General features: G+C 39.4%; 12 protein-coding genes and 1 other annotated feature. All 12 genes read left to right on the top strand.

Translation table 11 applies throughout. The features are described from left to right. Nucleotides 1-10: 10 nt before the first annotated feature. Nucleotides 11-1,129, top strand: a complete 1,119-nt coding sequence (gene mnmA / locus QNH48_RS23100) for a tRNA 2-thiouridine(34) synthase MnmA (protein ID WP_283952159.1) — start codon at nt 11-13, stop codon at nt 1,127-1,129. Nucleotides 1,130-1,390: 261 nt separating this feature from the next. Then, complete coding sequence (locus QNH48_RS23095) at nt 1,391-2,044, top strand: tetratricopeptide repeat protein (RefSeq protein ID WP_095250071.1); 654 nt, start codon at nt 1,391-1,393, stop codon at nt 2,042-2,044. 31 nt (nt 2,045-2,075) lie between these two features. Next, nucleotides 2,076-4,490, top strand: coding sequence for an SF1B family DNA helicase RecD2 (recD2, locus tag QNH48_RS23090; protein WP_283952158.1), 2,415 nt, complete (start codon nt 2,076-2,078; stop codon nt 4,488-4,490). Then, nucleotides 4,483-4,998, top strand: a complete 516-nt coding sequence (locus QNH48_RS23085; RefSeq protein ID WP_283952157.1) for a PRC-barrel domain-containing protein — start codon at nt 4,483-4,485, stop codon at nt 4,996-4,998. The genes recD2 and QNH48_RS23085 overlap by 8 nt, the downstream gene beginning before the upstream one ends. A 12-nt stretch (nt 4,999-5,010) precedes the next feature. After that, on the top strand, nt 5,011-5,202 hold the full coding sequence (locus QNH48_RS23080; RefSeq protein WP_045517826.1) for a hypothetical protein: 192 nt from the start codon (nt 5,011-5,013) through the stop codon (nt 5,200-5,202). Nucleotides 5,203-5,283: 81 nt separating this feature from the next. Then, entirely contained in the window at nt 5,284-5,418 is a 135-nt protein-coding gene (locus QNH48_RS23075; protein WP_283952156.1) for a YrzQ family protein, read from the top strand. A 96-nt stretch (nt 5,419-5,514) separates the two neighbouring features. Continuing rightward, on the top strand, nt 5,515-6,600 hold the full coding sequence (locus QNH48_RS23070) for an AI-2E family transporter (protein ID WP_283952155.1): 1,086 nt from the start codon (nt 5,515-5,517) through the stop codon (nt 6,598-6,600). Between the two features lie 45 nt (nt 6,601-6,645). Then, nucleotides 6,646-6,862 (top strand) — a binding site (T-box leader). Between the two features lie 181 nt (nt 6,863-7,043). Then, entirely contained in the window at nt 7,044-9,677 is a 2,634-nt protein-coding gene (gene alaS, locus QNH48_RS23065; protein WP_283952154.1) for an alanine--tRNA ligase, read from the top strand. Between the two features lie 255 nt (nt 9,678-9,932). Further along, complete coding sequence (locus tag QNH48_RS23060) at nt 9,933-10,199, top strand: IreB family regulatory phosphoprotein (protein ID WP_095250076.1); 267 nt, start codon at nt 9,933-9,935, stop codon at nt 10,197-10,199. Between the two features lie 3 nt (nt 10,200-10,202). Further along, complete coding sequence (gene ruvX / locus QNH48_RS23055) at nt 10,203-10,619, top strand: Holliday junction resolvase RuvX (protein ID WP_283952153.1); 417 nt, start codon at nt 10,203-10,205, stop codon at nt 10,617-10,619. A 12-nt stretch (nt 10,620-10,631) separates the two neighbouring features. Beyond that, on the top strand, nt 10,632-10,922 hold the full coding sequence (locus tag QNH48_RS23050) for a DUF1292 domain-containing protein (protein WP_063251383.1): 291 nt from the start codon (nt 10,632-10,634) through the stop codon (nt 10,920-10,922). Nucleotides 10,923-11,114: 192 nt separating this feature from the next. Next, a complete protein-coding gene (mltG, locus tag QNH48_RS23045; RefSeq protein ID WP_283952152.1) occupies nt 11,115-12,251 on the top strand; it encodes an endolytic transglycosylase MltG in 1,137 nt (378 codons plus the stop codon). Nucleotides 12,252-12,404 lie beyond the last annotated feature (153 nt).

The following is a 12,404-nucleotide window of genomic DNA, read 5'->3' as shown; positions in this document are numbered from 1 at the left end:
GGTGAGAACAATGGAAAAAAGAGAACCAAAGGATATTCGAGTGGTGGTCGGTATGTCGGGAGGCGTTGACTCCTCAGTCGCAGCATTGTTGTTAAAACAGCAAGGCTATGATGTCATCGGAATCTTTATGAAAAACTGGGATGATACCGACGACACTGGATTCTGCACAGCAACGGAGGATTACAACGATGTCATTCGTGTTTGCAATCAAATCGGTATTCCTTATTACGGTGTAAATTTTGAAAAACAATACTGGGACAAGGTATTCACCTATTTCCTAGAAGAATATAAGGCGGGAAGAACGCCAAACCCGGATGTTATGTGTAATAAAGAAATTAAATTTAAAGCCTTTCTTGAGCATGCAGTGAACTTAGGTGCTGATTATCTGGCAACGGGTCATTACTCTCAAGTTGAATATCGAGACGGAGAGTACAAAATGCTCCGCGGTAAAGATGAAAATAAAGACCAAACGTATTTCTTAAATCAATTGAATCAAGAGCAGCTAAGTAAAGTTATGTTTCCAATAGGTAATTTGGATAAGCCAAGAGTTCGTGAAATTGCTAAAGAAGCAAATCTAGCAACTGCGACGAAAAAAGATAGCACAGGAATCTGCTTTATTGGAGAACGTAACTTTAAGGAGTTCCTTGGTCAGTACCTTCCAGCTCAGCCAGGAAACATGGAAACAATGGATGGAGAGGTTAAGGGGAAACATGAAGGCTTGATGTACCATACAATCGGACAGCGTCATGGCTTAGGAATCGGCGGTTCAGGTGAGCCTTGGTTTGCAATTGGCAAAGATTTAAAAAGAAATATCCTTTACGTCGGACAAGGATTTCATAATGAAAAACTGTATTCTGAATCGATTATCGCTGATAACGTAAGCTGGGTATCTAATCGCGAAAAGCCTGCAGAATTTACATGTACTGCTAAATTCAGGTACCGTCAGGAAGACAGTAAAGTGACGGTACAGCTTATGGACGATAATAAAGTCAGAGTGATTTTTGATGAACCGATCCGTGCAGTAACCCCTGGACAGGCTGTTGTTTTTTACAATGGTGATGAATGTTTAGGCGGCGGTACCATTGATAAAGTTTATAAAGATGGACAACGTTTAACATATGTAGGATAAAAAACCCCCTGATTCCAGCTGGAATCGGGGTTTTTTGATGATAAATACTAGGTAAATTTTCAATGGTTTTGAGTTTTGTACTTTTTCATAGGGTTATGGACTATTTTTCATTGCTTTTGGACTTTTTTCATGGAGTTTTGTACTATTAGACAAAATATTCCAGCTAAACACCATATAGGGTATCGTCCTCTATATCGCTAAACATACGGAAAATATATAGTTTTATGGTATACTCTAAAATTAGAACGGAGTGATATTTACATGGATAAAAACCAATTAGGTGTTCAATACATGCAAGAAGGCAAGTGGGAAGAGGCAGCAAAGATTTTTAATGAGGTCATCGAAGAAAACCCGCAAGATCCGATTGCCTACATAAATTTTGGTAATGTGCTTTCCGCTGTTGGCGATGATGAGAAAGCGTTGAAATTTTACCAAAAGGCCATTCAATTAGATGAAAATACTGCAGCCGCTTACTATAGTGCTGGTACAATATATTTTAGTAACGACAAATTTGAACAAGCTAAAAAGATGTTTGAAACCGCTATGAAAAAAGGGCTTCATACCAGCGATAATTATTTCATGCTCGGTTTGACCCTTGTGCAGCTTGATCAGGGGAAATTTGCACTGCCCTATTTACAAAGAAGTGTCGAACTAAATGAAGAGGACGCGGAAGCAAGATTCCAATATGGTTTATGTCTTGCACAGCTAGAATTAATTGATGAGGCCATTGTTCAACTCGAAAGATGCATTGAATTAGATGCTGAACATACGGACGCTCTTTATAACCTAGGTGTGTCTTATGCTTTTAAAGAGAAAGCAGACAAAGCGCTGGCCATGTTCGATAAAGCCCTTGAGATTCAGCCGGACCATCTGTTAGCAGGACACGCGAAAAAGTTGATTGAATCAGCAAGATAAATCGATAAAAAAATAGAAAGGAGGAAGCCCCATGGATAAGCAAAGCTCACTTGATTTATTTGCCGAGCAAGGAAAGTTCGTAAAAGGAAAACACCTTGTGACCATCTTTCATAATGAGCAAAATCTTTACACCGTTTTAAGAATTCGTGTAGAAGAAACGAATCATGAATATGATGACAAGGAAGCGGTAATTACCGGTTATTTTCCAAAGATTCACGAGCAGGAAACCTATATATTCTTTGGTGAGTTTAAGGATCATCCGAAGTTTGGCATGCAATTCCAAACAAAGCATTTTAGAAAGGATATTCCGCAAACCAAGCAAGGCGTGGCGGCATATTTATCAAGTGAAATGTTCAAAGGGATTGGGAAGAAAACAGCAGAAAACATCGTTGAAACATTAGGAGAAGACGCGATTTCAAAAATCTTAAATCAGCCCTCCTTACTTGATTCTGTCCCAAAGCTTCCTCCTGATAAGGCGAAAATGCTATATGATACGTTGATGGAGCACCAGGGTCTTGAGCAAGTGATGGTCGCTTTAAATCAATATGGCTTTGGCCCGCAGCTTTCCATGAGAATGTATCAAACCTATAAGGATGAAACACTCGATATTATTCAAAAGAACCCTTATAAGCTTGTTGAGGATATCGAGGGAATTGGTTTTGGACGGGCAGACGAGTTAGGTTATCAACTGGGAATTTCAGGGAATCACCCCGACAGGATTAAAGCTGCCTGTCTATACTCACTTGAAAACGAAAGTATGCAGGCAGGCCATGTGTATGTTCATGTTGAGGACTTGTTAATACAGGTTAAAAATCTACTCGAAGATAATAAACGAGATCAAATTGAATACACCGATATTTCAACAGAGATTTTGAAACTCGAAGAAGAGGGAAAATTAGTTGGTGAGGAAAAGCGCGTTTATTTGCCTTCGTTGTATTTTGCTGAAAAAGGACTCGTAACAAATATAAAAACAATCCTTGAACAAACACAGTACAAGGAGCAATTTCCTGAATCGGAATTCTTGCTGGCATTAGGAAATCTTGAGGAAAGGCTAAAGGTACAGTATGCACCCACCCAAAGAGAAGCGATTCAAACGGCCTTAATGTCTCCGATGTTAATTTTAACAGGGGGTCCTGGAACAGGTAAAACCACTGTCATTAAGGGGATTGTTGAGCTTTATGCGGAATTGCATGGCTGCTCATTAGAGCCGAAAGATTATCATAAAAAGGGCGAACCCTTTCCATTTTTACTAGCAGCACCGACAGGAAGGGCAGCAAAAAGAATGAGTGAATCCACCGGTCTGCCGGCTGTGACGATTCACCGTTTACTTGGTTTTAATGGATCAGAAGGAATGGATCGTGATGATGTTCCTGAACTTGAAGGGAAAATTCTGATTGTTGATGAGACCTCGATGCTTGATATCTGGTTAGCAAATCAATTGTTTAAAGCACTGCCGGATACCATTCAGGTTATTCTAGTAGGGGATGAAGATCAGCTGCCTTCTGTGGGGCCAGGTCAAGTGCTAAAAGATTTATTGAGATCTGAGGTAGTCCCAACCGTTAGATTAACAGATATTTATCGACAGGCAGAAGGATCCTCAATTATTGAATTGGCTCATGATATCAAGAAGGGTTACTTACCAGCGAATGTTACTATGAAGCAGCCTGACCGTTCGTTTATTAAGTGTTCGACGGCTCAGATTCCTCAAGTAATTGAAAAGGTTGCTCTAAATGCCAAAAGTAAGGGTTATTCAGCCAGGGATATCCAAATCCTGGCACCCATGTACAGAGGTCCTGCAGGGATTGATAGACTAAATGTCTTGTTACAAGAGATCTTTAATCCAAACCCTGATGGAACTCGAAAGGAAATAGCATTTGGAGAAGTGAAATACCGCATCGGTGATAAGGTCCTTCAGCTTGTAAATCAACCAGAAAGCAACGTTTTTAACGGAGATATTGGAGAAATTATATCTATTATCTATGCAAAAGAAAATACAGAAAAACAAGATATGGTATACGTTTCCTTTGAAGGAAATGAAGTTGAATATACAAGACAGGACTTGAATCAAATTACTCATGCTTATTGTTGTTCGGTACATAAATCTCAGGGAAGCGAATTCCCGATTGTTATCCTTCCTATTACAAGAAGCTATTTTCGAATGTTACGCAGGAATCTTATCTATACAGCGATAACTCGAAGTAAACAGTCCCTAATCCTTTGTGGTGAAGAGGAAGCATTAAGGATGGGTGTGGAAAGAGCGGATGAACTAAGCAGACAAACCACATTATCCCAAAAGCTTCAGGAGATGATATCAGTCAAGGATTCTCCGGAAGTTGAAGAAACTGTAGATGAACCAGGACTATCAGCAGAAGAAAGATTAATGCAGGTCAACCCAATGATTGGCATGGAAAACCTTACACCTTATGATTTCATGGTAAATGACTAAAACTATAAATGTTCACAGGAGGTGGGACACTCTGCGAACATTTTCTTTATTAAAAGGACAGCCAGTCTTTGAATGCAGCACAGGAGCAAAAATTGGTGAAGTTACTGATTTGTGTATCACAAACGAAGGGGTGGTAAAAGGCCTTATGGTCAAGAAAGGCGCTTTCTTCAAACAAACCTATTTTCTGGACATTCGAGATGTAGCATCTTTTGGCTGGGATGGGGTCATGATTGAAGATGATGACAGCCTTGAAAGACTAAAAACAACTCCAGAATATACCCTTAACCATCAACACTCTCTAAACGGAAAAATGATGATTTCTAAGAGCGGAGAGTCACTAGGATTGTTACAGGATGTATATTTTCATGAAGAATTGGGCACAATCGTAGGGTACGAAATTACGGATGGTTTCTTTTCGGATATCACAGATGGGAAACAGATTATACATTCCGAGAAGCCCCCTGCGATCGGAAAGGATGCCATCATCGTAGACGTTAATCATACGTGAGGTGTTCTTTTCATGTTCAAATGTCCCAATTGTCAGAGCAAGGATATCGGCAAAATCGGAATAAACCAATATTATTGCTGGAGCTGTTTTATTGAATTGTCTCTTGCCAAAGGTATTATCAATACCCATCAAGTCGAAGAAGATGGTACACTCAGCTCCTTAGATGACTTGTTTGAAGAGGAAGAGCGTCGTTACACCATATAAAGTGGAAACACTGAGGTACTGAAGGTAGACAGTAAGCACAAAACAAAAGAGCACTGTCAAACTACAGAAGAGGTGAGACGTATGAATAAAGTGATGACTTCCGTTGTTGCATTTGGAGTTGGAATGGCAGCCTATAATCTTGCACAGAGAAACAACATGATGTCTGGCCGTCAAATGAAACGAATGTCAAGAAAGGTTAAACGAGCTTTATTCTAAAATGAATCCCCCTCTATGTAGAGGGGGATTTTTGCTACATGTATAAATCCGGTATTTGTCTCTAAGAATAATGGTAATAAGGAGGCATTGGTATCGGTGGAAATTCGGGTTAAATGGTTTTATAGGATCGGTTTTTTACTTCTTTTACTCATTGCCCTTTACGTATTTTTGAAAATTCGATTTGTCTGGTTACCGATTGTAAGAGTGGCGATAGTGATTATCCTGCCTTTTTTTATTGGTGGATTTATTACATATTTGCTCCACCCTATTGTTGAAAAACTCCATGAAAAAGGCTTACATCGCGGGATTGCGATTTTTCTGATTTATTTTCTGTTTTTTGGTGGTATTGGTTTAACTCTCTACAAAGGAATTCCTGCATTTATTTCACAAGTTAGAGATCTTGCAGAAAGTGCTCCCATCTTAGCAGAGCAATATCGAAACTGGATAAAGGAACTTCAATCGCATACACGTGAATGGCCAGATGGGCTTCAAGAACAAATCAATGAAGGGATCATTGGTTTTGAAAAAAGATTAGATTCACTACTAAACGTTATCGTTGATTCCCTGCTGAACTTCTTGAACTTTGCTTTTGCCATCATGCTTATCCCTTTTATTGCTTTTTATATGTTAAAGGATTTCGGTCTCATAAAAAGAGCAGTATGGTATATAACACCTAAAAAATGGCGCAGAAAAGGAACACGATTTCTTAAGGATATCGATGAATCACTAGGTAGCTACATTAGAGGACAGCTTTTTGTTTGTCTTATTATCGGAAGTCTTTCCTCGATTTTATTTTGGATTTTCCATTTAAAATATCCTCTACTTTTAGGTATGATTATTGGGGTCACAAATGTAATCCCGTATTTTGGTCCAATTATTGGAGCTGTTCCAGCCGTCATTATCGCTGCCACGGGATCCGTTAAATTAGTGCTTATAACCATCGTCATCGTTTTTGGACTGCAATTTTTAGAAGGAAATATATTGTCTCCCTATATTGTGGGAAAAAGTCTGCATATGCACCCATTAATGATTATGATTGCTTTAACGGCAGGTGGTGAAATAGGCGGAATCCTTGGAATGATTGTTGCTGTACCTGTTCTTGTTGTCCTTAAAGTAAGCATAATTCATGCTAAAAATCATTTCATGCACGAAAAAGTAAAGGAACCCGCGCCATCAGATTGACAAACGTTTTTTGTGTGGCTATAATCCCTTTATAGAATATTTTGGATTAACATGTTGAAGGACCTTATTATGTTGTAGTCCATCTTTAAGAGAGGAGCTTCCTTGGCTGTGAGAAGCTCTAGATGAAGGATAACAGAAGCTAGTCCGGAGTGCAGCTAACCACTGCCGTTCTTGCCGCGTTAAGGCATTATTTGAGAGATGAACACCAAAGTTTTTGTGTTCATAATCAGGGTGGTACCGCGAGTTAGCTCTCGTCCCTGTTAGGGATGAGGGCTTTTTTGTGTTCTTTTTTAAATTATATCTAGCGTCAGCGCCCAGCCACTCGAGGTCAAAAAAACTTCGACAATAAAAGTCAAAAAGTGGACTTTTCTTGCAGAAGAACTTTTGCTTGTCGGGGCTGACCAAGGCGCTTATGCTTTCAAATTAAAGGAGGTTTACTAAATATGAAATACTTGACTGGTTCAGAAATTCGTAAAATGTTTTTAGATTTTTTCCAGGAGAAAGGGCATACTGTTGAACCTAGTGCGTCGCTTGTTCCTCATGAAGATCCAACATTATTATGGATTAATAGTGGTGTAGCCACATTAAAAAAATACTTCGATGGCCGTGTTATTCCAGCGAATCCAAGAATTACAAATGCTCAAAAATCAATCCGCACCAATGATATCGAAAACGTTGGGAAAACAGCACGCCATCATACGTTTTTCGAAATGCTCGGCAACTTTTCCATTGGAGAATATTTTAAAGAGGAAGCGATTGAGTGGGCATGGGAGTTTTTAACACATAAAAAATGGATCGGCTGGGATCCTGAACTTCTTTCCGTTACGATTCACCCAGAGGACCACGAAGCATTTGAGCTTTGGAATAAGAAAATTGGGATACCAGAGGAACGAATCATTCGTCTTGAAGGGAATTTCTGGGATATTGGTGAAGGCCCAAGTGGTCCGAATACCGAAATCTTCTATGACCGCGGTCCAGAGTATGGGGATGACCCGACAGATCCAGAATTATATCCAGGCGGCGAGAATGAGCGCTATTTAGAGGTTTGGAATCTGGTGTTTTCTCAGTTTAATCATAATCCGGACGGTACGTATACACCGCTGCCAAAGAAAAATATTGATACTGGCATGGGCTTAGAAAGAATGGCTTCCGTTGTCCAAAATGTACCAACTAACTTTGACACTGATTTGTTTATCCCTATTATCAGAGCAACCGAAGAGATTTCCGGTGTGAAATATGGCGAGGATAAAGAAAAGGATACTGCATTTAAAGTAGTTGCCGACCACATACGTACAGTTGCCTTTGCTGTGGGTGATGGAGCATTGCCATCAAATGAAGGACGCGGATATGTATTACGACGTTTACTTCGCCGGGCAGTCCGCTATGCAAAACAAATTAATATTAATCGTCCTTTTATGTATGAACTTGTTCCAGTGGTAGGGGAAATCATGCATGATTTCTATCCAGAGGTAAAAGACAAGACAGATTTTATCCAGAAAGTGATTAAAAATGAAGAAGAACGCTTCCATGAAACTTTGCATGAAGGCTTATCCATATTAGGCAATGTAATCAAAAAAGAAAAGGAAAAAGGCAGCGATACGATTTCTGGAAGTGATATTTTCCGACTGTATGACACTTATGGTTTTCCCGTTGAATTAACCGAGGAGTATGCAGAAGAAGAGGGAATGAAGGTAGACCACGCTGGTTTTGAAATAGAAATGGAATTACAACGAGAACGTGCTCGTGCGGCTCGCCAGGATGTAGATAGTATGCAGGTTCAAGGCGGCGTACTAGGAGACATTAAGGTAGAAAGTGAATTTGTTGGATATGACCAGCTTCAAACAAACTCTACGGTTGTGGCAATCATTAAAAATGGTGAATTGATTGAGGAAGCATTTAGTGGTGACGAGATTCAATTAATTCTTGATGTAACACCATTCTACGCAGAGAGCGGCGGGCAGATTGCAGACCGTGGAATGATTTATGCAGAAGGTGTTGCCGTTGCTGTAAAGGACGTACAAAAAGCGCCAAATGGTCAAAATCTTCATAAAGCTGTGGTAGAGTCAGGAATATTAAAAACTAATGCAAAAGTGACAGCAAGTGTGAATCAAGTTAATCGAGTGCAAATTATCAAAAATCATACGGCTACCCACTTGCTTCATCAAGCATTAAAGGATGTACTCGGAACACATGTAAACCAAGCAGGTTCACTCGTGGAACCAGATCGTCTCCGATTTGATTTCTCGCACTTTGGTCAAGTGAAGCCGGAAGAACTCGAGGAAATTGAGAAAATTGTTAACGAGCAAATCTGGAGAAATATTGAAGTAAATATTAGTCTCAAACCGATTGCTGAAGCAAAAGAAATGGGTGCAATGGCTCTTTTCGGTGAAAAGTATGGTGATATCGTTCGTGTTGTTAAAGTAGGCGATTATAGCTTAGAGCTTTGCGGAGGCTGTCATGTCCCAAATACATCTGTGATTGGTCTATTTAAAATCGTTTCTGAAGGCGGAATCGGTGCGGGAACAAGGAGAATTGAGGCCGTTACAGGTGAGTCAGCTTACCAATTGATGAATGATCAAATCGGGTTATTAAAGGATGCAGCTGATAAGTTGAAAACCAATCCTAAAGAAGTTGTTAATCGAATTGAAGTCTTAATGTCTGAAATCAAACAACTTCAGCGTGAAAATGAATCACTTGCAGCTAAATTAGGAAATATTGAAGCTGGCAGCCTTGTATCGAAAGCAAAAGTAATTGACGGTGTTACAGTATTGGCTGCTAAGGTCCAAGCATCTGATATGAACAATTTGCGTAATATGGCGGATGATTTGAAGCAAAAAGTCGGATCAGCTGTCATCCTTCTCGGAAGTGTAAATGAAGGGAAAGTTAATTTAATCGCTGCTGTCACAAAGGATTTAATTGACAAAGGATACCATGCGGGTAAATTAATCAAAGAAGTTGCCACACGCTGCGGCGGGGGAGGCGGCGGTCGACCTGATATGGCGCAAGCTGGTGGAAAAGATCCAGAAAAACTAGACTCTGCCCTGCAATTCGTAGACGAATGGGTGAAATCAATTTGATAATGAGACAAAGTAGTGTAAAATGGTGGTAACTAGAAAAGCGGAAGTGCCTTGCACAGGGAAAAAAGAAGTTCATTTTTTCCTCGGGGCGACAGGCATAAGACGAGCCGGTGAGAAGGTTGTTCTTTAACCTTCTTGTCGGATTGGCTTATGACCCCGAACCCCTAGGCACTGTAGCTAGACACTAAACTATAAAGTGGCAGCGCCATGGCGCGGTATAGTTATCTCCTCTACTAAAAATGCGAGGTGCAAGTGATGAGCTCATTTGATAAAACGATGAGATTTAATTTTCCTGAAGAGCCTTTTGAACATGACGTAAATGATGTTCTTCTTCAAGTTTATGAGGCCCTGCAGGAAAAAGGGTATAACCCAATTAATCAAATCGTCGGATATTTACTGTCCGGGGATCCTGCCTATATTCCCCGTCATCGGGATGCTAGGAATATCATTCGTAAACTTGAACGGGATGAAATTATTGAGGAATTGGTTAAATCCTATTTAAATCAACGACGTGAGGGTTAAAAAATGCGGATTATGGGATTAGATGTTGGCTCTAAGACAGTTGGGATTGCTATTAGCGATGAGCTCGGCTGGACTGCACAGGGCCTCAAAACCCTCAAAATCGACGAAGAAAAAAATAAGTTTGGTTTTGATGAAATTGGTCAATTAATAAAAGAGTATGGAATCAGTCAAGTTGTTATTGGGCTGCCAAAGAATATGAATGGTTCCATTGGACCTCGTGGTGAAGCCAGCAAGCGATACGCAGAGGAAATTGAAAGTCAATTTTCAGTTTCAACCATTTTATGGGACGAGCGTTTAACGACGATGGCAGCAGAACGGGTTTTGCTTGAAGCGGATGTCAGCCGGAAAAAGCGAAAAAAAGTTATTGATAAAATGGCAGCCATGATGATATTACAAGGCTATCTTGATAGCAAAAATTAATGAGGTGAAGATATGGAACACGGTGAAAATCAAATTACAATTGTAGATGAAAAAGGTAATGAACAACTATGTGAAGTACTTTTTACATTTGAATCAGAGGATTTTGGCAAGTCTTATGTATTGTTTCAACAAGTAGGTGGAGTGGAAGACGATGAAGAGGGTCCTGAGATTCATGCCTATGCCTTCAATCCTAATGATGAGGATGGCGAAGGTGAATTAATTCCAATTGAAACCGAGGAAGAATGGGACATGGTAGAAGAAATGCTCAATACCTTCTACGACGAACAAGAAGACGAAGAATAATACTTTAGAAAGCGGTCCTGATGAGGGGGTCGCTTTTTTTTTTGATGTGTAGTGAAAGCGTTTCATAACTTCATCAAAAATTGACATTTTTCGCATAATATGCTGAAATAATATTTGATACGCTATTTCTTACTGAGAAAAAAAGAGTTTGAAAGATAGATGTTTCACTGGTTATATGGGAGGGACAATTAGATGTCAACAGAAGAGACAAACTCGAAAAAAGAGGTAATTCGAAAGAAAATGCTAGAGCACCAAAGCGAAGCAAGAATTGTTCGTAGAATTGTTTTAATTGTTACAATCGTGGCAATTTTAATCCTCGTCTTTATCGGCGGAGGGGGTTATCTCTACATCAAGTCAGCACTGCAGCCTGTTGACAAGGATAGTAAAGTTCAGAAAAAAGTAGAAATCCCAATCGGGTCATCCGTAACGGGGATTTCTGAGAAATTAGAAGCAAACGGAATCATTAAAAATGCTAAAGTCTTTAAATACTATGTGAAATTTAAAAATGAAGCTGGTTTTATGGCTGGGGAATATGAACTTAGTCCTTCCATGGAGATACCAGAAATTATTAATCGCTTGAAAACCGGAAAAGTATTGCAAAAGGCTGCTTTCCAGCTTACCATACCAGAAGGTAAACAGTTAAAGGAAATCGCCCAAATCATTGCTAAGACAGTAAATATACCGGAAGAAGAAGTGTTTAATCAATTAAATGATCGAACATTTATTCAAAAAATGATGGCGAAATTTCCTGATTTATTAACAACAGATATACTGAATCCAAATATTAAATACCCTCTTGAGGGCTATTTGTTTCCTGCAACCTATCCTTTCTACAAGCCAAATCCAACTGTAGAAGAAATGATTGTTACGATGTTAGAACAGACAAGAAAAGTGATTACACCATATTTAGCAGAACTTAGTGAAGAGGAGTTTACAGCACACCAGTTGTTGACCATGTCTTCCTTGATTGAAGAAGAGGCAACGCAAAAAGCTGATCGTAAAGATATCTCGAGTGTATTTTATAATCGAATAGAACAAGAGATGCCTTTGCAAACAGATCCAACGGTTCTTTATGCACAAGGGAAACACAAGGAAAGAGTCTTATACGAGGATTTAGAAGTAGATTCACCTTATAATACTTATAAACATAAGGGACTTCCTCCTGGTCCTATTGCGAATGCAGGGAAAGATTCAATCGAGGCAGCAATAAATCCATCTGAAACGAAGTATTTATATTTCCTTGCTACAGCAGGAGGGGATGTTATTTTTACAAAGACTCTAGAGGAACATAACGCTGCAAAAGCAGAGCACATTACCAATAATAATTAATAAGAACACAAGGGGGAAATGGTTTTCTTTCCTCCTTGATTATGTTAAAATAGTTCAAGTGTTTTATGAGCAGACAATAGCGTTTCTTTGAACGCTATTTTTTCATGTCTAAACAGCATTATATTGGTTACAATGCTTTTAATAGCTAGAGGC

The sequence above is a fragment of the Neobacillus sp. YX16 genome, assembly GCF_030123505.1.
Taxonomy (GTDB): Bacteria; Bacillota; Bacilli; order Bacillales; family Cytobacillaceae; genus Neobacillus.
The sequence above is the reverse complement of the archived record's forward strand: the minus strand, read 5'-3'. Positions and strand labels throughout refer to the sequence as shown.

What these genes read in the sequence shown, in the direction of transcription:
- mnmA (WP_283952159.1), top strand. Translation starts at nt 11, where the DNA reads ATGGAAAAAAGAGAACCAAAGGATATTCGAGTGGTGGTCGGTATGTCG.
- QNH48_RS23095 (WP_095250071.1), top strand. Translation starts at nt 1,391, where the DNA reads ATGGATAAAAACCAATTAGGTGTTCAATACATGCAAGAAGGCAAGTGG.
- recD2 (WP_283952158.1), top strand. Translation starts at nt 2,076, where the DNA reads ATGGATAAGCAAAGCTCACTTGATTTATTTGCCGAGCAAGGAAAGTTC.
- QNH48_RS23085 (WP_283952157.1), top strand. Translation starts at nt 4,483, where the DNA reads ATGACTAAAACTATAAATGTTCACAGGAGGTGGGACACTCTGCGAACA.
- QNH48_RS23080 (WP_045517826.1), top strand. Translation starts at nt 5,011, where the DNA reads ATGTTCAAATGTCCCAATTGTCAGAGCAAGGATATCGGCAAAATCGGA.
- QNH48_RS23075 (WP_283952156.1), top strand. Translation starts at nt 5,284, where the DNA reads ATGAATAAAGTGATGACTTCCGTTGTTGCATTTGGAGTTGGAATGGCA.
- alaS (WP_283952154.1), top strand. Translation starts at nt 7,044, where the DNA reads ATGAAATACTTGACTGGTTCAGAAATTCGTAAAATGTTTTTAGATTTT.
- QNH48_RS23060 (WP_095250076.1), top strand. Translation starts at nt 9,933, where the DNA reads ATGAGCTCATTTGATAAAACGATGAGATTTAATTTTCCTGAAGAGCCT.
- ruvX (WP_283952153.1), top strand. Translation starts at nt 10,203, where the DNA reads ATGCGGATTATGGGATTAGATGTTGGCTCTAAGACAGTTGGGATTGCT.
- QNH48_RS23050 (WP_063251383.1), top strand. Translation starts at nt 10,632, where the DNA reads ATGGAACACGGTGAAAATCAAATTACAATTGTAGATGAAAAAGGTAAT.
- mltG (WP_283952152.1), top strand. Translation starts at nt 11,115, where the DNA reads ATGTCAACAGAAGAGACAAACTCGAAAAAAGAGGTAATTCGAAAGAAA.